Origin of the sequence: Nannocystis sp. RBIL2, assembly GCF_026626745.1 — a bacterium.
Lineage (GTDB): Bacteria > Myxococcota_A > Polyangia > Nannocystales > Nannocystaceae > Nannocystis.
This window is the reverse complement of sequence record NZ_JAPNJW010000002.1, coordinates 920,837-942,978: the sequence shown is the minus strand read 5'-3', so window position 1 is coordinate 942,978 and position 22,142 is coordinate 920,837. Positions and strand designations below refer to the sequence as shown.

18 protein-coding genes are annotated in these 22,142 nt (G+C 72.1%); 7 read left to right on the top strand and 11 right to left on the bottom strand.

Going from position 1 to position 22,142, the window contains the following annotated elements; all coding sequences use genetic code 11:
* Positions 1–12 precede the first annotated feature (12 nt).
* From OV090_RS28960 to OV090_RS28950, 3 genes are all read right to left on the bottom strand, one after another.
* Positions 13–1,836: an acetyltransferase gene (locus tag OV090_RS28960; RefSeq protein ID WP_267707865.1), complete on the bottom strand. Its 1,824-nt coding sequence runs from the start codon at positions 1,834–1,836 to the stop codon at positions 13–15.
* Positions 1,837–1,888: 52 nt separating this feature from the next.
* Positions 1,889–3,934 (bottom strand): hypothetical protein, encoded by a 2,046-nt coding sequence (locus OV090_RS28955; protein ID WP_267707864.1) that lies wholly within the window; start codon positions 3,932–3,934, stop codon positions 1,889–1,891.
* Positions 3,935–4,224: 290 nt separating this feature from the next.
* Positions 4,225–4,785, bottom strand: coding sequence for a hypothetical protein (locus OV090_RS28950; protein WP_267707863.1), 561 nt, complete (start codon positions 4,783–4,785; stop codon positions 4,225–4,227).
* A gap of 183 nt (positions 4,786–4,968) precedes the next feature.
* On the opposite strand from OV090_RS28950, the gene OV090_RS28945 reads away from it, so the two are divergent.
* Complete coding sequence (locus tag OV090_RS28945) at positions 4,969–5,646, top strand: hypothetical protein (protein WP_267707862.1); 678 nt, start codon at positions 4,969–4,971, stop codon at positions 5,644–5,646.
* 72 nt (positions 5,647–5,718) lie between these two features.
* Here OV090_RS28945 and OV090_RS28940 read toward each other — a convergent pair whose 3' ends face one another.
* Both OV090_RS28940 and OV090_RS28935 read right to left on the bottom strand, forming a co-directional pair.
* The gene (locus OV090_RS28940) at positions 5,719–7,059 is read right to left on the bottom strand and encodes a YhjD/YihY/BrkB family envelope integrity protein (RefSeq protein WP_267707861.1); all 1,341 of its coding nucleotides are present in this window, start codon (positions 7,057–7,059) and stop codon (positions 5,719–5,721) included.
* A 56-nt stretch (positions 7,060–7,115) separates the two neighbouring features.
* A complete protein-coding gene (locus OV090_RS28935) occupies positions 7,116–7,877 on the bottom strand; it encodes a hypothetical protein (RefSeq protein WP_267707860.1) in 762 nt (253 codons plus the stop codon).
* A gap of 47 nt (positions 7,878–7,924) precedes the next feature.
* Between OV090_RS28935 and OV090_RS28930 the strand changes: the two genes are divergently transcribed.
* Both OV090_RS28930 and OV090_RS28925 read left to right on the top strand, forming a co-directional pair.
* Positions 7,925–9,766, top strand: a complete 1,842-nt coding sequence (locus OV090_RS28930) for a serine/threonine-protein kinase (RefSeq protein ID WP_267707859.1) — start codon at positions 7,925–7,927, stop codon at positions 9,764–9,766.
* Complete coding sequence (locus OV090_RS28925) at positions 9,750–10,424, top strand: hypothetical protein (RefSeq protein WP_267707858.1); 675 nt, start codon at positions 9,750–9,752, stop codon at positions 10,422–10,424. Before OV090_RS28930 ends, OV090_RS28925 begins: the two co-directional genes overlap by 17 nt.
* Before the next feature lie 240 nt (positions 10,425–10,664).
* Here the strand turns inward: OV090_RS28925 and OV090_RS28920 are convergent, their stop codons facing one another.
* Positions 10,665–11,789 carry a DUF4215 domain-containing protein gene (locus OV090_RS28920; RefSeq protein ID WP_267707857.1) on the bottom strand — a complete coding sequence of 375 codons (1,125 nt, stop codon included), beginning with the start codon at positions 11,787–11,789 and terminating at the stop codon, positions 10,665–10,667.
* A 259-nt stretch (positions 11,790–12,048) separates the two neighbouring features.
* Here OV090_RS28920 and OV090_RS28915 point away from each other — a divergent pair, with 259 nt between their 5' ends.
* Positions 12,049–13,914 (top strand): protein kinase, encoded by a 1,866-nt coding sequence (locus OV090_RS28915; RefSeq protein WP_267707856.1) that lies wholly within the window; start codon positions 12,049–12,051, stop codon positions 13,912–13,914.
* 86 nt (positions 13,915–14,000) lie between these two features.
* Here the strand turns inward: OV090_RS28915 and OV090_RS28910 are convergent, their stop codons facing one another.
* The 3 genes from OV090_RS28910 to OV090_RS28900 all read right to left on the bottom strand — a co-directional run bounded on the left by OV090_RS28910 (position 14,001) and on the right by OV090_RS28900 (position 16,086).
* Positions 14,001–15,425, bottom strand: coding sequence for a PQQ-binding-like beta-propeller repeat protein (locus OV090_RS28910; protein ID WP_267707855.1), 1,425 nt, complete (start codon positions 15,423–15,425; stop codon positions 14,001–14,003).
* Between the two features lie 125 nt (positions 15,426–15,550).
* Positions 15,551–15,880 (bottom strand): YkgJ family cysteine cluster protein, encoded by a 330-nt coding sequence (locus OV090_RS28905; RefSeq protein WP_267707854.1) that lies wholly within the window; start codon positions 15,878–15,880, stop codon positions 15,551–15,553.
* A 5-nt stretch (positions 15,881–15,885) separates the two neighbouring features.
* The gene (locus OV090_RS28900) at positions 15,886–16,086 is read right to left on the bottom strand and encodes a hypothetical protein (protein WP_267707853.1); all 201 of its coding nucleotides are present in this window, start codon (positions 16,084–16,086) and stop codon (positions 15,886–15,888) included.
* 91 nt (positions 16,087–16,177) lie between these two features.
* Between OV090_RS28900 and OV090_RS28895 the strand changes: the two genes are divergently transcribed.
* Together OV090_RS28895 and OV090_RS51010 are read left to right on the top strand one after the other, a co-directional pair.
* Positions 16,178–16,618 carry a J domain-containing protein gene (locus tag OV090_RS28895; protein ID WP_267707852.1) on the top strand — a complete coding sequence of 147 codons (441 nt, stop codon included), beginning with the start codon at positions 16,178–16,180 and terminating at the stop codon, positions 16,616–16,618.
* 365 nt (positions 16,619–16,983) lie between these two features.
* Positions 16,984–19,176 (top strand): S9 family peptidase, encoded by a 2,193-nt coding sequence (locus OV090_RS51010; RefSeq protein ID WP_267707851.1) that lies wholly within the window; start codon positions 16,984–16,986, stop codon positions 19,174–19,176.
* Positions 19,177–19,335: 159 nt separating this feature from the next.
* Here the strand turns inward: OV090_RS51010 and OV090_RS28885 are convergent, their stop codons facing one another.
* Together OV090_RS28885 and OV090_RS28880 are read right to left on the bottom strand one after the other, a co-directional pair.
* Entirely contained in the window at positions 19,336–20,175 is an 840-nt protein-coding gene (locus OV090_RS28885; RefSeq protein WP_267707850.1) for a hypothetical protein, read from the bottom strand.
* Entirely contained in the window at positions 20,172–20,426 is a 255-nt protein-coding gene (locus OV090_RS28880; RefSeq protein ID WP_267707849.1) for a hypothetical protein, read from the bottom strand. The genes OV090_RS28885 and OV090_RS28880 overlap by 4 nt, the downstream gene beginning before the upstream one ends.
* Before the next feature lie 246 nt (positions 20,427–20,672).
* On the opposite strand from OV090_RS28880, the gene guaB reads away from it, so the two are divergent.
* Positions 20,673–22,136: an IMP dehydrogenase gene (gene guaB, locus OV090_RS28875; protein WP_267707848.1), complete on the top strand. Its 1,464-nt coding sequence runs from the start codon at positions 20,673–20,675 to the stop codon at positions 22,134–22,136.
* Positions 22,137–22,142: the final 6 nt, after the last annotated feature.

Genomic DNA, 22,142 nt, shown 5'->3' with positions numbered 1-22,142 from the left:
TGAGGACAGGTTTCAGCGGGAGCGCGTGACGGTGAGGGCGATGCTGTGCGGGGCGGGCTTGTCCTCGACCGCGAGCTTGAACAGGCGCTGCTCGTCGTCCAGCATGTAGAGGACGTCGCCGGCGGCGATCTTGACCTTCTCGTGGCTGGTGTCGCCGTCGATGGCGACGACCTCGGAGGCCTTGTCGGTCAGCTTGGCGTCGCGGAAAAAGCCGGGCTTCTTGTAGCCGTAGGGCCGCACGGGCTCGCCGTCGCCGTCGTTCTCGATGTCGGCGGCGGTGACGAAGTACAGCCAGTCGCCCTGCAGCTCGGGCGGGTTGTCGCCCTTCGGGACGTAGTAGAAGAAGTCGGCCCGGCCCTCGGTGTTCTCGTTGAGCAGCTCGGCGATGGCCGACAGCGCGGGCGGGTTGTTCTGGATGTTGGCCTTGATCTGCGCCACCAGGTCGGCGACGGTGGTGCCGACCGGGACCTGCTTCAGCGTGAAGCTGATGTCGCCCTCGCCCTCGTCGAGGCCGCCGTCGTGCAGCCGGACCTGGGCCACCTCGAGCAGGACGTCCCAGAAGTACGACGGCGGCGGCGGCGGCGAGTCGAGCAGGACGCTGTCGTCGATGGCGATCGAGGTCCACGACTCGGGCGCGGCGGCGTCGGGGTCGAAGGCGCCATCGACGAACGTGCCCTGGCCGAGGCACGCCTGCACGGCGATGAACGGCGGGTCGACCTGACCCTTGGGCCCGTACTCGGTGCAGTGGGCCGGGATGAGGGCGGCGCGGGCGACCGCGACCTCGGCGATCAGGCGCTCGAACAGCCAGCGCGGCTTTTGCCACACCGGCGAGTCGCCGAGCGGGGCCGGCTCCTGGCTGGCGCCGCTGGCGACGAACTCCTTGTCCTCGTCGATGGTCATCGTCATCTCTTCGACGACCAGCGCCGGCACGAGGCCCTCGATGCTCATCCAGTCGTCGCGGGTGAAGTCGAAGGCGCTCAAGATCTGACTCTTGGTGCTGTTGACGTTGGCGACGGTGCCGTCGGTCAGGTCGAGGCCCTTGTACGGGAGGGCGTTGAGGTCGACCTTGACGACCATCTTGAAGTCGGGCGTGGTCGCCTTGAACTTGAAGGCGCCGCCGATGAAGCCGGGGTGATCGGGGTCGTCGGGGTCGGCGGCCTCGGTCGGGCCGAAGCGCTTCGGCATCTCGGCGAAGTCGGTGACGACGTCCCACAGGCTCACCGGCAGGCTGCCGGGCGCGACCGGGTACTTGCCGTCGGGGTGCTCGGCGTCGACGGGGCCGGGGCGGAGCTGGGCGTTCGGGTGGGTGCTGACGACGTTGTCGATGACCGCGCGGGTGGTGAGGTCGACGGTGATGATCGGCTCGTTGGGATCGACGGCGATCAGGTCGGCGAGGATGGTCGCCGGGCCGAGGCCGACGGCTTCGCCGACGCCGATGAGCGGCGCCAGCGAGGTGCCGTCGAGGCTGGTCGACTTGGCGGTCATGTTGAGCAGCTTCCACATGTTCTGGGCGCTGCGCGGGAGCTGCGGGACGTCGGCCTCGGGGGTGGCGATCAGCGTCAGCAGGGCGTTGCGGATCAGCGGCTCGAGATCCATGTCGAGCAGCCAGGTCTCGCGCAGGATCTTCTCGGGGAACCGCTGCTTGATGTCCTCGAGCGTCAGCGTCTGCACGAAGCCCTTGGCGTCGAGGCGGAGGAACCGCAGCTCGATGCGCCGCTCGTCGCCGAGCTCGACGGGCTCGGCCGCCGGCGCGTCGGGCACCGTGACCTCCTCGACGCAGGCGGGCGCGAGCAGGGCGGCGAGGAGGAGGGGGATGTGGCGGGTATTTCGGGACATGGCGGATCGCACAGGAAGGAAGGGACAGGAGGCCGTGGGGCGGACCTGCTGCTCACAGCTTGCGGACGCGGACGACGATCTCGACCGGGTCGGCGCCGGCGGGGACGGTGAAGCGCAGCTCGTAGGTGTCGCCGGCGTCGTCCTGGATGAACAGCGTCGACTCGCCCACGGGCAGGCGGTACTTCTCGTGCTCGGTGTCGGGGACGCCGTCGATCGCGGTGGACGACAGCTTGTCGGTCAGCTCGGCGTCGGCGAAAAAGCCGGGCTTGGCGTAGTCCCACGCGGCGAGCTGGGTCGGATCGCCGGCGTCGGGTCGCTTGTCTTCGGGGCCGACGAAGAAGAGGTAGGGAGTGCCGCCGTCGGCCGCGCGCCGGTAGTAGAAGTCGAGCCGGCCGTTCGAGGTCCAGTAGTTGCCGAGGATGACGTCGGCGATCTTGGCGGCCTGGCTCTGCAGGGTCGGCCGGATCTGCGCGACCATCTCCTCGGCGGTGAAGCCGATCGGCACGCCCTTGAGCGCGAACACCGGGCGCGCGGCGCCCTCCTCGAGGTTGTCGGCGGTGTTCTGCTCGCCGCCGACGATCTTGCCGTTCATGTCGCGGTTGAAGGCGTCGTTGCCGGCCGGGTCGTGGATGATGTCCTGGGCGACATCGAGGAGCATCTCCCACAGGTACTGCGGCGCCGGCGAGACCAGGTTCGGGACCTGGATGTCGAACTCGGCCCAGCCGGGGTCGACGACGCCGATCGAGGCGCCGGCGAGGCAGGGCAGGCCGGGCGCGAAGCAGTAGAACGGGTAGTCGAGGTCCTTGAAGGCGTCGTAGGCGGCCTGGGCGATGATCCGCTCGAGCGACCACTCGGGCTGCGACCACACGTAGGTGTCGCCGAGCGGGCTGCCCGGGAGGTTGGGCGCGCAGGTGGCGTTGCCGTCGACGCACGACGGCACCTTGGTGTCGAGCTCGGCGATCGCCATGCGCATGTCGACCGTCGGGTTGGCGGCGATGCCCTCGATCACGACCTTGACGGGGTCGTTGAAGTCGAACGCGAGCGGGGCGGCGTCGAGGCTGAGGAACATCTCGCCGGCGCCCTCGGAGGCGTCGATGCCGTCGACGCGCCGCAAGTTGCTGGCGGCGGTGGCGATCATCTTGAACTCGGCGGTCAGCGCGTCGCTGTAGGTGGTGAAGTCGGCGTCGTCGGGGACGAGCAGGCCGGGGTGATCGCCGACCGGGCCGAGCTTGTCCGACAGCGGCTGCATGTCCATCAGCGCGTCGTAGAGGGTGACCGGCAGCTTGCCCTCGCTGTTGGCGATGTTGGGGTGCGAGGCGAGCAGGGTGACCTTGAGGGCGTCGCGCAGGACGGCGACCGGGATGAACGGCCGCGTGTGAAGGTCACCCTCGTGGGCCTTGTCGAGCTTGGAGTCCTTGAGCTTCTCGGTGCACTGGACCGAGCCGAGCTCGTGGCCGCCGCAGAACAGGCTGGCGGCGAGGACGTCGCTGAAGGTGAGGCCGTTGACGGTCTCGTTGTCGTACAGCGAGAAGAGGTACTGGAAGTCCTCCATGACCGTGGTCGCCACGTCGGCGTTGCGCGGCGTCATGGTGAGCAGGCGGACCATCGCGAACTGCGGCGAGGTGCGCCACTTGGTCGGGTCGTTGGCGAGCGGATCACCGTCGTACAGCTTGCCCAGCGCGGTGAGGTTGCAGTCGTGCTGGGGGTCGACCGGGAGGTCACCGTTCTTGACGGTGTCGTCGTAGACGTTCCACTTGTCGCCGCACGAGCTCTGGATGGTCGCCAGGACGTTGTCGAGCAGCGGGCCGCTGTCGAGCTCGATGAGCTTGATGTCCTTCGCCGCGACCTCGCCGAAGATCTCGAGCGCCTTGGCCTTGTCCATCTCGAGCACCACCGGCGGCGGCGGGGTGTCGTCGATGCGCAGGAAGAAGCGGTCGGTCGGGAACTGCGGCGCAGACGGCTCGCCGGTGGTCGGCGCGGTCGTGTCGGTGTCGGTGTCGGCGGCGGTGCCGGTCTCGGTGGTGGTGCCGCCGTCCGTGTCACCCGGGTCGCCGGGACACGCCGCGAGCGCGGGGATGAGCAGCGAGAGCGAGAGCAATGGGCGGGGATGTCTCATGGCGCAGGCCGTCCGAAGCCCGCAGTATCGCAGCTTCGCCGGCCCTGCGATAGGACGAGGAGCGCCCGCGGCCTTGCGCCCCCGCGGCCTTCAGGGGCAAAAACCAGGCCTTTTGGCGCGGTGCAGCAGAGCGCGTGGGCCGGTCGCCCGGTCGCCGATCGCAGCGAGGCGATCACGCGCTCGGCAGCGCGGTCGGAGAGGCGACCACGTGTCTGCGAGTGAGGCGTGGGAAGTTTCGGCGGACCGGTGATCGGCGCGGACGAGCCGCGCCCTCACTTGCTGCCGGGAGCGGGGGCGGCCTTCGGCGCCGGGGGGGCGGGGCTCGTGGTGGGCGCGGGCGGCGGGGCGCCGAAGCGGCTCTCGAGCTCGACGCCGCGGACGCAGAAGGCGCCCGGCTGGCGCGGATCGGGGTCGCGGTCGACGATCAGGAAGAACTCGCGCTGCTGGGCGAAACCGGCCTGCAGCACGTGGTAGACGCGATCGCTGATGTCGGGGCAGCCGCGGCCCCAGTAGAGCCGCGCGGGCTTCTCGACGGCCTCGCCGAATTGCCGCCAGAACCCGTAGAGGTAGCCGCTGCCGTTCTCGTAGACGACCATGTTCGACAGGCTCACCGCCCACATGCGCGGCTTGACCTCGCCGGAGCCGCGCGGGGTGCCGAGGGCGGCGCCGGGGGCAGGGGCCGGCGTCGGCGTGGGCGGGGTCGCGGCGGCGGCCGAGAGGTTCGTCGACGCGCCGCTCGGCGCGGCCGCGGCGTCGAAGCCGAGCAGCGCGAGGAGGCCGAGGATCGCCGCGGCGAGCGGGGCACGGGCGGAGCGCACAGGCGAGTCGGACATGCGTGAATTTGACACAATGCTCACGCGGCTTGTAAAGCGGGGTGCCCCGATTTTTGCCTCACGCGGCTCGGAACGGGCCGTGTTCGAATCATCGGGCCCAGTTCGCGATGGGCAGGCGGGACCGCCGGGACCCGCGCCGCCGCGGCTTCACGCGGGCGCAGGACTTTCGGTATAGTCGCGGCGATGCCCGGCTCGTCGCTGCACGGGCGCGCCTTCACGCGCGTCGCCGTGATCGTCGCCCTCTCGCTGACTCCGGCGCTGGCGCAGGCCCAGGAGCCCGCGACGCCGGAGCCGGTGGCCGAAGGGCCCGAGGCGGCCGCAGCGCCGAGCGAGCCGCGGCCGCCGGCGGTCGAGGTCCAGCCGGCCAAGCGCGTGCGCCACAACTGGTACGCCGGCTTCGGCGTCGGCCTCGGCGCCGGCAACCTGCGCCGCACCGACACCGGCCGCAACGCGCTGTCGGTGGCGCTGCTCGGCCACGTGCGGGCGGGCGGACGGATCCGCGACAACCTGCTGGTCGGCGGATTGCTGTCGATGACGCTCGGCGGGGCCCGCCGCGGGCAAGGCCTGTTCTCGGTGCTGGCCGAGGTGATCGGCTACCCGATCAAGGGCAAGGGCCTGGTGCTGCAGGGGGCGGCCGGGCTCGGCACGTTCGTGCAGGCCGAGGTCACCGACTTCGTCAATCCGGCGCCCGGGATCAGCCGCGCGGCCGTCGGCCTCGCGTTCGGCGTCGGGCTCGGCTACGAGTTCTGGCTGGCCCGCCGCTTCAACCTCGGGCTGATGCTCCGCGGCGACGGGATGGTGGCGCCGCAGCTGGGGCTGCGCTCGGCCGGGACGGTCGGCCTGACGTTCACCTGGTACTGACGACAGGTCCGGAGGGCCAGGTCCGAAAGGGCAGGGCGCCCGGGGCAGGTCCGAAGGAGCAGGTCCGAAGGGTCATGTCCCGCCGCCGCTGCGGCGCTCGCGGGCCTGCTCGATGAGGTGCTGGTAGGTGACGTCGCCGAGCACGCCGGCCTCGCCGCGATCGCAGCGCTCGAACAGCTCGGTGAGGCTGTCGTTGCGCGGCTGGTCGACGTCGGCGCGGAACAGGCGGAGGATGTCGAGCACGCGCAGCTGGTCGAGCGGGCGCGCGGGGACGTAGCCGTTGTCGTCGCCGACGAGCCGCAGGACCACGCCGGCGGCCTCGAGGCGGGTGAGGACGTCGGACAGGCGGGTGGCCTCGACGCGGAACCGCGAGGCCAGGGCCTGGAGCACGAGCGGGGCGCCGCGGCGGTCGTAGTGGTCGCAGATGGCGAGGACGATCCGCGCGGCCAGGCGCGCCGCGCTGACGCCTCCCTCGGGGTCGCGCCGCAGGCTGGGGTTGACGAAGCCGTCGCGGCGGACCACCGCGATGTGCTGGACGACGTAGGCGATCTCGGCGGCGAGCAGGACGATCAACCACGAGAGGTAGGCCCACACGCAGAACACGGGGATCAGCGCGAGCGCGCCGTAGGTGCCCTCGTAGGTGCGGAAGGTGCCGAGGTAGAGGGCGAAGCCCCGCTTGCCGAACTCGAACAGGGTGGCGCCGACGACCCCGCCGATGACTGCCGCCCTCCAGCTGACGGCGGTGGCGGGGAGGAACCGCAGCAGGACGATGAAGGCGATGTCGGTGCTGAGGTAGGGGATGACGGAGAAGTTCTGATCGGTGAAGCGGGCGACGATCGACTGGGTGATGCTGAAGAAGATCACCAGCGGCGCGAGCGTGGTGAGCGTGTAGAACATCGCGAACTTGGCGACGATCGAGCGGCGCAGCTTGGCCCGCCAGATCTGGTTCATCGCGTCCTCGAGGGTGATGAACAGCAGCATGGCGCCGCCGATCGAGCCGAGGAAGCCGACGACGCCGAGGTTCTCGACGGTGACCCGCGAGGCGAGGTCGTAGATCTGGGCGCTGATGATCTCGGAGCGGCCGGGGTCGGGGATCAGAGCCCGGGCGACGCGGTTGATGAAGCTGCGCCCGCTGTCCTCGCCGAGCAGGCCGAGCAAGGTGAGGACGAGGCCGGCGAACGGGACCAGCGAGAGCAGGGTCTGCAGCGCGAGGCTCGAGGCGAGGGTGGTGCTGCGATCGACGAACAACCACCGCCGCACGGCGTAGACCGCGGCGAGCCAGACCTGCCGCCCGGGGCTGGGGTCGAAGGTGACTGTCCTCGGGAACAGGTACTCGCGCAGCCACGCCACCCGGTCGCGCCGCGACACGGGCGCTGGCGCGTGGACGTCGGGGTCGGGCTGCGGCTCGTCCATGGCTCCCCGCTCAGTGTGTCCGAGGTCCGTGCGACCCCGCTAGCGGATCCAGGCGCTCATCCGCTCTGGGCGGCCGGCAGGCGCGGCGGGGCGGTGCGCTTGGCGGCCCGGGCGACTTTCTCGCGCAGCGGCTCGGCGAGCGCTTCGATGTCGTCGCGAAGGGCGCCCAGCTCCTCCTCGAGCTTGCGCACGCGCTTCTCGGGGAGACCGTCGAGGTCGGGCAGCAGCTCGGCGAGCTTGCGGGCGGCCGCGGAGGCCTTGTTGAGCAGATCGAGCTTGTCGGCGCCCTTGGGCCGCGGGTTCAGCACGGGGTCGAAGCGCTTGCGCAGCTCGGCGACCGGCTGGCCCTCGTCGAACACGGCATTCTTGAGCTCGGTGAGCACTTCGGGGGCGTGAGGGCGCGCAGGCGCGCGGCGCGAGGGCGCGGGCTCCTCGTCGGCGCTGGGGTCGTTGGCCGGTCCGTCGCCGATCGCGCGCGAGAAGTAGTCGATCGCCTCGACGGTCGGGATCGTGCGCGCGACGCCGTCCCACTCGAGCACCTCGGGGGCGTGACGCTGCACGGTCGAGTAGCTGACGGTCAGCTTGTCGACGGTGGCTTTCTTGAGCGTCAGCTCCTGGGCGCAGTAGGCGTGAAAGTCCTCGTAGCCCCAGCGCTCGTAGGCCCGCCCGGCGCGGACCTTGATGAGCGCCTCCGCGAGCTCGATCCACGAGCGCTTGAAGCGCTGGGTCCGCCGCACGACCTCGAGCCGCTGCGCGTCCCCGCCGGTCCGCTCGAGCAGCTCGGCGAGGTCGTCGATCTTCTTGGTTCCCTTGGACACCGGGGCTCCTATATCACCCGGGCCGCGCCCTTTGGTACCGTGGCCGGGTGGCCCCGGACGCACACGCGCTGGCGACGCTGGCCCCGCAGACGCCGGCAGAGCCGCAGTCCGCGGCGGTGCGCCTGACGCGGACGGCCCGGGCGGACTGGCAGCCGGCCGAGGCCGATCCCCCGCTCCAGACCGGGGCGGTGATCGACGGCCGCTACCGCGTGGTCACGGTCATCGGCGAGGGCGGGATGGGCCGCGTCTACGAGACGGAGCACCTGTTCCTGCGCCGCCGCCTGGCGCTCAAGCTGGTCCGCCGCGACGCAGGCACCGGCGAGGCGGCGAAGCGGCTGCTGCAAGAGGCGGTGCTGGCCGGCAAGGTGCCGCACGCGACGGTGGTGCCGGTGTTCGACTGCGCCGCCTTGCCCGACGGCCAGGTCTACGTGGCGATGGAGCTGCTGCGTGGTGAGAGCCTCGAGGAGGCGCTGCTGCGGCCGCAGCGGGCCGAGGAGGTGCTGCGCTGGCTGGCCGAGGTGGCGCGCGGGCTGGCGGCGGCCCACCGCGCCGGCATCGTCCACCGCGACGTGAAGCCGGCCAACCTGTTCTTGGCGCGTGCGGGCGACGGGTCGGTGCAGCCGCGGATCCTCGACTTCGGCATCGCCAAGCTGCTCCCCGGGCTCGCGGGCGAGGCCGGCGCAGTGGTGCAGACACAGGCCGGCGCGCTGCTCGGGACGCCGTTCTACATGGCCCCCGAGCGGATCCGCGGCGAGACCGGCGACGGCAGCGCGGACCTCTACGGGTTCGGCGTGATCCTCTACGAGGCGCTCACCGGGCAGGTGCCGTTCCTCGGCGAGGGCTTCATGGAGATCGTCGGCCGCCACTTGCGCGAGCCGCCGCTCGACCCGCGACAGGCGGCGCCGCAGCGGCGGATCCCCGATCCGCTCGCCGAGCTGGCGCTGGCCCTGCTGCGCAAGGAGCCGCAGGCTCGCCCGCACGACGGCGACGCGGTGGCCGCCGCGCTGTTGGCGGTGCTGGAGCGCGAGCCGGCGATGGTGGCGTCGCTGCTGCTCGGGGCCGAGGCGCCGGCGTCGGTGTCGGCGGAGGCGACGACGCAGGCGATCGAGGAGGGGTCGACGCAGCGAATCGAAGGACAGGTCTTGACGGACATGTCCGGAAAGACAGCCGTGATCGAGGACGGCAGCTCAGGGGACATGTCTGCGAGGACAGGTCCGGTCAGCGCGACGGCGGTGACTCTGGCGCCGGGGCTGGAGAGCGCGGTCGAGGCCGCCGCGCGGTCGGAGATGTCCGCGGGGACAGCTTCGAGGCTGCGGGTGCGGTCGCTGTCGTCGGGGACAGGTAGCGCGGAGCTGGCCCCGGAGGGCGGCGCGTCCCTCGTCGGCCGGGCGAGCGAGCCGGCGCGGACGGACATGTCCTCGGGGACAGGTCGGGCGGCGAGCAGCCTGCGCGCGGCGGCGCTGGTGCTCGCGTGCGCGGCCGGGGGACTGGTGGCGTGGGTGCTGATGCCGCGCGAGGAGGCCGGTGAGGCCGGGCCGCCGATCGTCGAGCCTGCGGCGGTGAGTCGCGAGGTCGGGGCGGGGCTCCCCGTCGCGTCGCCGGCCGGTCCGGGTGTGGCGGCGGTCGGGACGACGGAGGCGGTTGACGCGGAGGCGGCCGATCCGTCAGCGGCGACGGCAGCGAGCGGGACGTCGGCGCCGGGGGCCGAGGATGGGTCCGGGACGCCGTCCGCGGCGATCCCTGCGGCCGAACCCGAGGCGAAGGCGATCGAGCCGGTGGTCTCGCCGACGAAGAAGCGGGGCAAGAAACCGCCGCGCAAAGCTGGTACAACCGAGCCGGGTCCGCGCGAGCCAGGGCCGAAGATCAAGACCGATGTCTACGACGAGTGAGACCCCGGGGTGCCAGCGTCCGCGAGCGGCGGGCTGGCGACGCGCGCTGGTCGGCGCCCTCGTGTTCGCGCTGGCGCGGCCGGCCGCGGCGGCTCCGGGAGCCCCGCCCGAGGCGCCGGCGACCGTCGACGCGGCGCTCGCCGCCGGGGACCTCGGGACGGCGCGCGCGCTGGCCGAGAAGGCCCGCGAGGCCGATCCGAGCGCCGAGAACTGGCGCCGCGAGGCGGAGGTGTGCCAGCGCCTGGCCGACTACGCGTGCGCGCGCGCGGCCTGGAAGGGGCACGTGGCGGCCCTGCCGGAGGGGGCCGAGCGCGAGGCGGGCGAGGCCCAGCTGGCTGCTCTCGAGGACATGTCCCGTGGGACAGTCGACGACGAGACGGCGTCGACCCACCGCGCGGCGCTCGACAAGGCCCGCGCCGACAAGGACGCGTCCCTGCGCCCCAAGCCCGCGGTCGCCGAGGGGCCGAAGCCGGCCCCGCCCAAGCGCGAGCGGATCGTGAAGAAGTGGTACTTCTGGGTGACGACGATCGCTATCGCGGCGGCCGCCGGAGCGATCACCGGCATCGCCATCCAGGCCGCTCGCGACGAGCGCGCCGACGACCTCGACGAGGGCGCTCGCCTGCGCTTCCAGCCCGAGGGGCTCGGGCTGCGGTTCTGAGGCGCGCGAGCGGCATGTCCTGAAGGACATGTGCCGCCGGCGATCGAGGCGCGAAGCGCCTGGCCGAAAGGACACGTTGACCGCCGACGCGAGCGCGAGGCCGCTTCCTCGCCGCTGGCCCGCGCCGGCCAGTCCGCCATGGCTGGGGTCGCTGGCCGGGGTGTCCCCGGGGACATCTCCCGGGCGGGGCGATCTTCGCCGCCGCGTGTGACCGATCCGACGCCGCGCGGTTTCGGGCGGCTAGTAGGCCGCGCCGTGGAGGGTGAAGCGCAGGCGCTTGAGCGAGAGAGCGCCGCTGCCGCCCGAGGCGAAGATGCGCAGGCCCTGGAACTCGTTGTTGTCGACGATGCAGGTCGCGAGGTCGACGCCGGTGCTGTGGATCGACCAGTCGTTGGCCATCGAGCCGGTGGCGCCGCACTTGTTGAGCTGGTTCTGCACGGTGAAGGTCACCGACGAGCCGACCGAGTAGCTGCGGCCTTGCACGCACACGGTGGCGTAGTCGTAGGTGAGGCCGCCGATGCCGAACATGATCTGCAGGGCGCCGTTGCCGTCGACGATCGCTACCCGGCCGATCTGGTCGTCCTCGACCTCGACGTTCTGATAGATGTCCCACACCTCCGGCCACGACTCGCCCTGCGGCGCCCAGTCGGCCTCGCCCCAGCCTGGGGTGGGGGAGTAGGTCCAGTCAGGGTTGGTCGAGGTGAACGCGCTGCCGTAGTCGATTTCGAGCCAGACGCCGTCGGACGGGAAGCCGCACGGGTCGTTGGCCGGCATGGGCGTGGGTGTGCAGTCGTTCTCGCAGCCGTCGCCCGGGATCTTGTTGCCGTCGTCGCACTGCTCGCCGCCCTCGACGTCGCCGTCGCCGCAGACCGGCGGCGCGGGCGGTCCGCACAGGCCGGCCTGGCACTCGAGGCCAGGGTCGCAGACGTCGGACTGACCGCAGGGACAGCCGTCCTGTCCGATCGGACAGGGTTCGGCGGTGGTGCCGTCGCTGGTCTCGCCGGTGGTGGTGCTCGTGTCCTCGCCGGTAGTGGTGGTCGCGTCGCTGGCGGCCGTGTCGCCGGAGGTGTCGGTCGCCGCGGTGCCGCTCGCGGGCTCGCTGGTGCCCGTGGTGGTCGAGGTGCCGGTGGCGTCGCCCTCGCTGCTGTCCCCGGTGGTCGCGTCGGTCGTCGCCTCGCTCGCGGCGGTCGCGGACCCGTCCGATGTGGTCGGTGTCGGCTCGGAGGAGCCGGAGTCGGACGTCGTCGCGCCGGTCGAACTCGAGGCCGTGACCGAGGTGATGCCGGCGGAGGCAGTCGTCGGGGTGTCCGAGGGATCGCCGCAGGCGGCGAGGAGGAGGAGCGGACCGAAGCGACGCAGGCGCATGGCCGCGGAGGATAGAGGGTGGCTCCGGGGCAGGCGAGGGGCCGAGTGCGGGTTTTGCACCAGACAGGGCCCCGGCTGGCGCAGCACTTTGGTCGCGCGCAGCGGGTCCATGCTACGTTGGGTCGCACGACGACACGCGGGCGCGGGTCCGATCCCGCGCACGGGAGTCGTTTTACGGGCCTCCGGGCCCGACCCGCGCCACGGCCCCCGGGGCCTCCACGTTTCAAGGGCCTGAATTCGCCACTGCACCGAGGGCACGATGCCGGTTAAGAGATCCATCCCCGCATCCGGGACCGACGCCCTGATCGGCCAGACGATCGGCAGCCACTACACCCTGCAGCGCGTCCTGGAGCGTGGGCCGCGGGTTCAGGCGTTCCTCGCCACCCACCGCACCATGCACCGCACGGTCGTCGTCCAGCTGCTCGCGGCGGGTTGGGTCGACGGATCGCCCGCGGCGGTGCGATTCGACGAGCAAGCCAAGGCGCTGGCCACCCTGGAGCACCCCAACATCGCCGCCGTGCACGACCACGGGCGCGAGTCGGGGCGCGTGTGGATCGCGGTCGAGTACGTCGAGGGCGAGACGCTGGCCGAGTACGTGCGGCGCATGGGTCGACTCCAGCTCGAGGGGTTCGTGCCGATCGCCGCGCAGGTGCTCAAGGGGCTCGGCGGGGCGCACGTGCGTCGGATCGTCCACGGCGATTTCCATGCCGACCAGGTGATCCTGGTCGAGGAGCAGGGCCGCGCCAACTACGTCAAGCTGCTCGACCTCGGGATCGCAGCGCTGTTCGAGTGGCCCGAGGGCAGCGACGAGGAGGCGCCCGTGGTCGGCGAGCCGGCCTACCTCGCGCCCGAAGTCATCATGAACCGGCCGGCCGACGCGCGCTCCGACGTGTACTCGGTCGGCGTGCTGTTCTATCACATGCTCTCCGGCCGGCTGCCGTTCGAGGGCGACAGCCCGCGCGACGTGCTGCACAAGCACGTCAACGCCAAGCCGACGCCGCTCGAGACGGTCCTGCCGCCCGACCACAACGTCCCGGACGAGCTCATCCACCTGATCCACGACTGCCTGGCCAAGAACCCCGACAACCGGCCGGCGGACGCCAACGAGGTCGTGGAGCGGATGATCGATTGCGTGCCGGCGGCGATGTTCCGCCTGCCGGTCGCGGCCCCGCGCACGCGCGTCGCGGCGAAGGACAACCTGTCCCGTGGGCCAGGTCCCACCCAGGCCGAGGCGGCCCAGGACCGCGCGCGCTCGGCCACCCTGGCCGCCGCCGTCGAGGCCAGCGGCGCCCACCCGATCCCCGTCATCGAGCCCGCGCCGGCGGCCGTCGCCGAGGCGCCCAGCTCCGGCGGCGGCTCGGGCTGGATCTTCGCGCTGCTGGCGATCGTGGGCGTGGGCGTCGGCGTGTACTTCTACCTCGAGAGCCAGAAGCAGGCGCCGCTCCCGCCGCCGATCGCGGCTCCCCCGCAGGAGACCCCGCAGCCCCAGAGCGCCGCCGGCCTGGCCAAGGCGCAGGAATTCGAGACCGCCGGCAAGCTGCACGAGGCGCTCGCGGCCTACGAGGTCGTGCTGGTCACCGATCCGACCAACGCCCAGGCCAAGGAGCGGCAAGCTGCCTTGAAGGCCCTGATTCAAGAGGCAGAGGCGAAGGGCCAGCTGCCGCCGGACGACACGAAGACGGACACGCCGCCGGACACGAAGGTCGAGGCGCCGCCCGACACGAAGACGGACACACCGCCCGAGACGCCGCCCGACACAAAGGTCGAGACGCCGCCCGACACGAAGGTCGAGACTCCGCCGCAGCCGGCCGGCCCGGTAGCGTTCAAGATCGACGCCACGCCCAAGGCCGAGGTGCTGGTCGACGGGGTGTCGAAGGGCAAGACCCCGCTGACGCTCGAGCTGACGCCGGGGTCGCACCAGGTCGAGTTCAAGGCCAAGGGCTTCGACAACCACCTCGAGACGATCGAGGTCGCGGCCGACGGGCAGAAGGAGCTCAAGGCCAAGCTCAAGCGGTCCGACCGCAAGAGCTTCCGCGACGAGGAGAACGCGGCCTCGGAGGAGCTCGACCCCGAGGAGGGCGTCGGCACCAACATCGAGATCACGCGGCCCAAGAAGGGCGGCTGAGGCCCGCGGCCGCGGCGTTTCGACTCGATGCGCTGCCTGGCCAAAGGGACAGGTCGTCCGGCGTGGCGATGCCGGGCGACGGTCGCTCAGTCCGAGCGCAGCACGACGATCCGCAGCGGCTCGTCCTGGCCGCGCTGATCGAGGAGCACCACTGCCGCCGGCCCGAGCGCCGCGCTCGAGTCCTCGACCAGCCACGCGCCCTCGACCGCGAGCGCGACGGCGAAGTCGGGCCGGCGGAGCACGGTGAAGCGCCGCTCCTCGCGGCCGGCGACGAAGCCGGCGCCGAGCCACTGGATCCCGGGGGTGGCCTTCGGGACAGTTTGCAGCACCTCGCCCTCACGGCTCAGCAGGGCTACTTCCGGCCCGCCGAGCCGGATGTAGCCGTCGCTCGCGGGGTCGCGGGTCATCGACTGGTCCGGCGCTATGGTGTGCTCGCGCAGCGTGGCGCCCTTGCGCAGGTCGAGCCACGCGTAGGTCGTCGTGTGGGCGTACGCGAGGACGTCGGTGTTCTCGCCGGGGGCCAGGGCCACGCGGTCGGGCGGCAGCGTGCGACGCCACCGCTGCTTGCCGGTGGTGACGTCACGCAGCTCGACCTGCAGCTCGCTCTCGGATCGCCGGCGCACGAGCAGCAGCCCCGGCGCCACCACGTGAGCTTCGCCGCTGTATCCCTTCTGCTCGCCCGGGAACTGCGCCTGCCACCGGATCTGTCCGGTCGAACATGTCCAGGCGACCATGCTCGTGCTGTCGATCGACCAGCACGCGTCGGCGGCGACGTCGCCGTCGAACCGCCGGTACGGCTCGACTGCGGCGGACAGCTCGGGCCGGCGCCACAGCACCTTGCCCTCGCCGTCGACCGCGATCCCCTCGTAGGCGTCGGGCCCGGCCCGGACGCCGAGAAGGTACTTGCCGCCGATCCGCCCGAGCCAGTTCGGCGCGCCGACGCATAACATGCTGGCCGACTCCTCCAGCTCGTCGTGGAGATAGATCTCGTTGCCGTTGAAGGGCTTGCCGATCGGCGCGCCGGTGTCGCAGCGGAACAGCCGTCGGGTACACGTGCAGGCCGCGGCACAGGCGGTGAGCGCCGGGTCGTCGGGGGTCCAGCGGCGCCTCCGGTCGTCGAAGCCGTGCCAGATGTCGAGGCGACAGGCGTCCTCGCTGCCGTTGAAGACGCGCGCCGGATGGGTCGCCACGAGCTCGCCGCGGCGCGCGTCGACGGCGACGAGGTCGGACCCGGCGTGCAGCAGCACGCGGTCGCCGACGGCGTACAGGGTGTGCCACCCCCGCGGCTCCGACTGCGCCTGGACCCGCCACAGCTCGGCGCCGGTGACCGGATCGAAGCCGCGGAGGTGGCGGAAGTCGTCGTCGAGCACGACGAGGCGATCGGGCAGGGCGACGACCGCCCAGCCGCGCACGTCGAGCGCGACACGAATGCCGGGCCCCGGGGCGAGCGCGGACATGGGCGCGGGCGGTGGGGCTGCGACCTGGCCTTCAGGACCGGGCTTTTGGGGCATGTCCGCAGGGACAGCCTCGGGATCGAGAGTCGGGCTCGAAGGCGCCGGCTTCGGCGCGCAGGCGACGAGCGCGAGCAGGACCGGCGAGAGACGCACCCCACGAGCGTGCCGCAACGCGGCGAATTTCACACCCGGAGTCCGCGGCTCTTGCGGTAGCGCTGGCACAGATCGCTGCCCGCCTCGACGCTGCGGCACGGCATCGGCCGCTCGCGATAGATCTCGCAGCGCACCCGTGCGCCGATCCGCCCGCGCAGCGCGACGCAGCGGCCGTCGGGGTGGAGCCGCAGGTGCGCCGCGCCGTCGTCGTCGCGGACCACCAGCTTGCGTACCAGGTCGGGGCGGCGCCACAGCGGCGCCGCGGGGTCGACCTCGATGTACTGCGCGAAGCCCTCGGACTGGTTCTCCGGGGTGTTCTGACAGCAGGCGCCGCAGCTCAGGCAGTCGTAGCGCGCCACGGCGGTCAGCCTCGCTCCCACAGAAGCGCGGGGGAGGGCACGCGCGCCGGCGCGGTCGCGCTCGCCGACGCGACCTCGGCCGTCTCGCCGCGGCAGCACTCCTCGAGGTTGGTGCCGCAGCGGACGCACTGGCCGTGGCCGTGGACCCACACCAGCGCGAGTGGTTGACCGCACCACGGGCAGCGCCTGTCGCACACCGGTTGCACGCGCGCACGGTAGCGTCGTCGCGCGGGCTTGTCGACCCGCCGGCGGCCGAGTCCGCGCCGCGCGCCGCGGCGTGTGGCAAGATCGCGGCGCATGCCCGCCTTCGTCGATCACTACCGGGTCCTGGGGGTCGCGCCGTCCGCGTCGGAGGCGGAGATCCGTCGAGCCTTCCGCCGCGTGGTGCACCGCCACCACGCCGATCGCAACCCCCAGGACGCGGCCGCCGGCGAGCGCATGCGGGCCATCCTGACCGCCCGCGACTTGCTCTGCGATCGGCAGCAGCGGGCCCGCTTCGACCTCGCGCGAGCCGGGCGGGGCGCGCCCGAGGTGCCCGTCGATCCGCTGTTCCAGGCCGCTGCCCGCGCGTGGGGCCAGGCCCCGCCGCCGAACCCGCCGGCGCCGCCTCCCGCCCAGGTGTACGGCTGGGGCGCCGCCGTCGTCGCCGGTGCGGCCGGCCTCGCCGCCGCGCTCGGCCTGTCGCTGCTGGCGGCCGCCGGCGTGGCCCGCTCGGTCAAGACCCGCGGGCAGCGGTGAGTGTCCGCCAGGGCAGGTTCTCGAGGACATGATTGAAGGGGCATGTCCTCGGAGACATGCTCGGACGAACCTGAGCGGAGAGGCCTGGTCGCGCGGTCGAGAGCCCCGGCGAGGCCGGCGTCGATCCTGGTGCGCCCGTCGGCTCGCCACCGAAGCGTCGAGAGACATGTCGCCACGACATGTCCCTTCAGACATGCTCCCCATAACCCGCGTCGGCGCCGCTGGCCGGCGGCCGCCGCGGCCCGCCCGACGCCGGGGCGCCGGGGCGCCCGATCCCTCGCCGGGACGCCCCGGAGGGCCGGTGAGCGCCGTTCGGCTGCATAACTTCCCGGCGCGCGGCGGCGCCCGTATAGTCTGGGGCAATCGTGCGCATTCGCCCCCGGCTTCGAACCATCCTCGGTCTGTCCACTCTCGCCGTCGCGTGCGGCGGCACCCGCGAGCGGGTCGTCCGCGACTGTCCGCCCGCCGCAGCGCCGGCGCCCGAGACCCCGGCGGCCGAGGCCCGGGCCGTCGCCCCCGAGCCGTTCGTCGATCAGGTGATCGCGCCGCCCGGGCAGCACCCGTTCTCGGTGCTCGACCTGCTCGCGTTCGATCGGATCAGCGACCCCCAGGTCGCGCCCAACGGCAAGAAGGTGGCCTTCGTGCTGCGCAAGACCGACCTCGAGAACAACCGCGGGCGCACCGACATCTACGTGATGGGGATCGACGGCTCGGGCCCGATCCGCGTGACCTCCGACCTCGACAGCGAGTCCAGCCCGCGCTGGGCCGGTGACAGCGAGACGCTTTACTTCCTCGGCAAGCACGAGGGCACGCAGCAGGTGTTCCGCGTCGCCATCGGAGAGACGCCGACGCGCGTCACCGACTTCCCGGTCGACGTGGGCACCATCGTGTTGAGCGACGGCGGTCAGCTGGTGTTCTCGGCCGAGGTGTTCCCCGAGTGCGACGCGGCGCCCGAGGGCTCGCTCGCGTGTACGGCCGCGCTGCTGCGCGAGCGGGGCCGCAAGGACCACGGCACCGGCACGGTCTACAACCGCCTGTTCGTGCGCCACTGGGACGAGTGGGAGGACGGCCGGCGCGCGCAGCTGTTCGCCTGGACGATCAGCGGCGGCGGCGGCCAGCCGGTCCACGTCTCGCGCGGCATCGACGGCGACGTCCCGTCGAAGCCGTTCGGCGGCAGCGAGGAGCTGACGCTCACGCCCGACGGCAAGGGCGTGGTGTTCGCCGCCCGCGTCGCCGGCCAGACCGAGCCGTGGTCGACCAACTTCGACCTCTTCTACGCCCCGCTCGACGGCTCGGCCGCGCCCAAGAGCCTCACCGCCGGCAACCTCGCGTGGGACACCCGCCCGGCCTTCTCGCCCGACGGCAAGACCCTGGCCTACGCGGCGATGACCCGCCCCGGCTACGAGGCCGACCGCTTCAGCCTGGTCCTTCGGCCATGGCCGGAAGGACAGTCGAAGATCCTCACCGGCGGCTGGGACCGCTCGGTCGAGGAGTTCGTGTGGAGCGGCGACGGCAAGACGATCTACGCCGCCGCCGACGATGTCGGCCGGCTGTCGCTGTTCGCGGTCGACGTCGCCACCGGCGGCGCGCGCGAGCTGATCCGCGGCGGGGCGATCCACGACGTGCAGCGCTTCGGCGACCGCCTGCTGTTCCTCCGCAACGACCTCGCGCACCCCGACGAGATCTACACCGCGGGCCTCGACGGCAAGGCCGAGCAGCTGTCGCACGTCAACGACGCCAAGGTCGCCGCGGCCGACGTCGGCGTGGCCGAGCAGTTCAGCTTCCCCGGCCACAAGAACGAGACGGTGTACGGCTGGGTGGTGCGCCCGCCGGGCCTGGCCGAGGGCGCCAAGGCCCCGGTCGCGTTCCTGATCCACGGCGGTCCGCAGGGCTCGTTCAGCGATCGCTGGAGCTACCGCTGGAACCCGCAGACCTACGCGGGCGCCGGCTATGCGGTGGTGATGATCGACTTCCACGGCTCGACCGGCTACGGCCAGGCCTTCACCGACGCGATCCAGGACGACTGGGGCGGTGCGCCGCTGGTCGACCTGCAGAAGGGCCTGGCGGCGGCGCTGGCCCGCTACCCGTGGCTCGACGGCGACCGCGTGTGCGCGCTCGGTGCCTCGTACGGCGGCTTCATGGTCAACTGGATCGCCAGCCAGTGGCAGGCCCCGTTCCGCTGCCTCGTCAACCACGACGGCGTGTTCGACAATCGCATGATGTACTACGCCACGGAGGAGCTGTGGTTCCCCGAGTGGGAGCACCGCGGCCCCTATTGGCAGTTCGCCAAGCAGCACGAGGCGCACAACCCGGCCAACTTCGTCGACCGCTGGCGCCTGCCGATGCTCGTCATCCACGGCGGCAAGGACTTCCGGATCCCCGAGACCCAGGGCATCGCCACCTTCACCGCGCTGCAGCGGCGCGGGGTGCCGAGCCGCCTCCTCTACTTCCCCGACGAGAACCACTGGGTGCTGAAGCCGGCCAACAGCAAGGTGTGGCACGACAACGTGCTGGCCTGGCTCGACACCTGGCTGCGCGCGCCGGCGGCCGCGAAGTAGGCTGTCCGTCCGGACAGGTGGATGTGTCCGAAAGCGCAGGTCATAGGCCTGCACTTTCGGACATGTCCACTTAGGCTTGTCAAGTCATCTGCGCTTCGGGCCAGGTGAGGCTGCCCGAAAGGACAGCTCGACCGGCCCGCGCTCTCGGGCGGGACCCGCTCAGCCGCGGCGAGCGGTGCGGGCGGCCGCCGCCGGGCCGGACACGCGCGGGGCCTTCGGAGCCAGCAGGCTCGCCTGGATCAGCGCCGCCGCGGCGAAGCAGCTGTACGCGAGCGCGCCGATCAGCTTGGCCGTGGTGTCGGTGAGGTCGGTCTGCGCCGTCTTGTGGGTGGCGACCAGCCAGACGTCGACGACGAGGAAGGCGGCGCCACCGAACGCCATGAGGAGGTAGGGCAGAGCGATGCTGCCGCCGACGATCGGGCGCAGCAGCCACACGAGGTAGAGGCCGCCGGCGAACACGATCGCGTCGGACAGGGTGCTGATCCCGCTGGTGACCGCGCCGGCCCACGCGTCGCTGGTCGAGGGCATGCCGCGGCTGGCCAGCTCGAACACGTTGTAGGCGATGAAGGCCAGGCCGGCGAGGGCCAGCGAGCCGATGACGAGGAGGGCCCGGGCCCGCGCGCCGCCTGTCCGTTCGGACAGCAGCTCGGAGCTGCCGAGCACGCGGCCGAAGCCGATGATCGAGCCGGCGAAGAAGATGTTGCCGAAGATGAGGAGGATGTTCTGCAGCTGGATGCCGGCGATCGACCAGCTCTGCCAGGTGGCGAACCGGATCAGCGGGACCACGGCCATCGACAGCAGCAGCACCGTCCACGGCCGCCGCGGCGGGTCGCCCGCGCTGAAGCGGAACACCACGAAGGCGCACACCGCGACCACGAGGACCTCGAGGCCGCGCTGCCAGGCGTCCCCGGCGCTCGCGCCGAGCAGCAGCTCGGCGGCGTAGCGCCCGCCGACGGCGACCAAGCAGAAGAGAAGGCCCAAGCCTCGCGGCGCGTTCATGACGCCTCCTCTGCGCCGAGGTCGGCGAGCACGCGCACCGTCACCTCGTTGCCGATCAGCGTCCGCAGCATCGGCCGCAGCGTGGTCTGGGCCACCTCGAGATCGTCGAGCCCGAGCTCGGCGGCGTCCTTGCCCGCCCGCTTGCAGATCATGGCCAGCGCGCGCTTCGCCGTATGCGGGCCGAGCAGCGGGGTCAGCACGCTGACGACGCGCTCGGCGAAGGGGCCATCGATGGGCTGTACAGGCGGCACAACCGTCGCTCAGGTGACGGCGCCGGCCACGGCGCCCAGGGTCGATGCAGCTTATCGCACCTTGTCGTCGCGCGATCGCCGAGGTCGCCGACGGATCACGACTGGCGCGCGGCGCCGCCGTGAGATTGATTCGTGATCGTGCGTGCGCAGGAGCGGCGCGCGAAGTCGTCAGGTAACGCACGCCTTCGCGCATGCGCGCGCACGTTCGCGTTGGGTAGTCTCCCGCCACCTTTCGAGGGAGCAGGTATGGCTGCGATCGAGATCCGCGAGGCGTTGACGTTCGACGACGTGCTGCTCGTCCCGGGCTACAGCGAAGTGCTGCCGGCGCAGGTCGAGGTGCAGAGCCGGCTGACGCGCGACATCATGGTCAACATCCCGCTGGTTTCGGCGGCGATGGACACCGTCACCGAGGCCGCGACCGCCATCTGCATGGCGCGTCACGGCGGCCTCGGCGTGATCCACAAGAACCTCACCCCCGAGCAGCAGGCTCAGGAGGTGCGCAGGGTCAAGCGCAGCGAGAGCGGCATGGTGGTCGACCCGATCACGGTCACCGCCGAGCACACCCTGCGCGAGGCGCTCGCGCTCATGCACGCGCACGGCTTCTCGGGGCTCCCCGTGGTCGAGGGCAGGCGCCCGGTCGGGATCCTCACCAGCCGCGACGTCCGCTTCGAAACCAACCTCGACCAGCCGGTCGGGCGCGTGATGACGCGCGACCCGATCAGCGTGCGTCAGGGGATCGCCCTCGAGGACGCGCTCGCGCTGCTGCACAAGCACCGCATCGAGAAGCTGCTGGTGGTCGACGCCGGCGGCGAGCTGCTCGGCCTCATCACCGTCAAGGACATCCGCAACGCCCAGACCCACCCGCACGCGATCAAGGACTCGAGCGGGCGGCTGCGCGTCGGCGCGGCCGTGGGCGTCGGGGCCGACACCGAGGTGCGCGCGCAGGCGCTCGTCCACGCGGGCGTCGACGTGCTCGTCGTCGACACCGCGCACGGCCACTCGAAGGGCGTGCTCGACACCCTGCGCGGGATCCGTCGCAGCTTCCCCGATCTGCAGATCATCGCGGGCAACGTCGCCACCCCGCAGGGCTACCGCGCCCTGGTCGAGGCCGGTGCCGACGCCGTGAAGATCGGGATCGGCCCGGGGTCGATCTGCACCACGCGGGTGATCGCGGGCGTCGGCGTGCCGCAGATCTCCGCGATCCTCGAGGCCGCCGAGGAGGCCAAGAAGCTCGGCGCGCCGATCATCGCCGACGGCGGCATCAAGTACTCCGGCGACGTCGTCAAGGCGCTGGCCGCCGGCGCCGACACGGTGATGATCGGCTCGCTGTTCGCCGGCACCGACGAGGCGCCCGGCGAGCTCGTGCTCTACCAGGGCCGCAGCTACAAGGTCTACCGCGGCATGGGCTCGCTCGGGGCGATGAAGGCCGGCAGCAAGGACCGCTACTTCCAGGGCGGCGTGTCCGACGATCGCAAGCTGGTGCCCGAGGGCATCGAGGGCCGCGTGCCGCACCGCGGGTCGCTGGCCGAGAGCCTCTACCAGATCGTCGGCGGCATCCGCTCGGGCATGGGCTACTGCGGCGCCGCCGATCTCAAGGCGCTGCGCGAGGGCTCGGTGTTCCGCAAGATCACCGCGCAGGGCCTCCGCGAGAGCCACGTGCACGACGTCATCATCACCAAGGAAGCCCCGAACTACCGGGTGGACGGATAACGCCTC

Bases quoted from the DNA above. Each gene is read 5' to 3' on its own strand.
- OV090_RS28960 (WP_267707865.1), bottom strand. From the start codon at position 1,836: ATGTCCCGAAATACCCGCCACATCCCCCTCCTCCTCGCCGCCCTGCTC.
- OV090_RS28950 (WP_267707863.1), bottom strand. From the start codon at position 4,785: ATGTCCGACTCGCCTGTGCGCTCCGCCCGTGCCCCGCTCGCCGCGGCG.
- OV090_RS28945 (WP_267707862.1), top strand. From the start codon at position 4,969: ATGCCCGGCTCGTCGCTGCACGGGCGCGCCTTCACGCGCGTCGCCGTG.
- OV090_RS28940 (WP_267707861.1), bottom strand. From the start codon at position 7,059: ATGGACGAGCCGCAGCCCGACCCCGACGTCCACGCGCCAGCGCCCGTG.
- OV090_RS28925 (WP_267707858.1), top strand. From the start codon at position 9,750: ATGTCTACGACGAGTGAGACCCCGGGGTGCCAGCGTCCGCGAGCGGCG.
- OV090_RS28920 (WP_267707857.1), bottom strand. From the start codon at position 11,789: ATGCGCCTGCGTCGCTTCGGTCCGCTCCTCCTCCTCGCCGCCTGCGGC.
- OV090_RS28915 (WP_267707856.1), top strand. From the start codon at position 12,049: ATGCCGGTTAAGAGATCCATCCCCGCATCCGGGACCGACGCCCTGATC.
- OV090_RS28910 (WP_267707855.1), bottom strand. From the start codon at position 15,425: ATGCCCCAAAAGCCCGGTCCTGAAGGCCAGGTCGCAGCCCCACCGCCC.
- OV090_RS28895 (WP_267707852.1), top strand. From the start codon at position 16,178: ATGCCCGCCTTCGTCGATCACTACCGGGTCCTGGGGGTCGCGCCGTCC.
- OV090_RS28885 (WP_267707850.1), bottom strand. From the start codon at position 20,175: ATGAACGCGCCGCGAGGCTTGGGCCTTCTCTTCTGCTTGGTCGCCGTC.
- guaB (WP_267707848.1), top strand. From the start codon at position 20,673: ATGGCTGCGATCGAGATCCGCGAGGCGTTGACGTTCGACGACGTGCTG.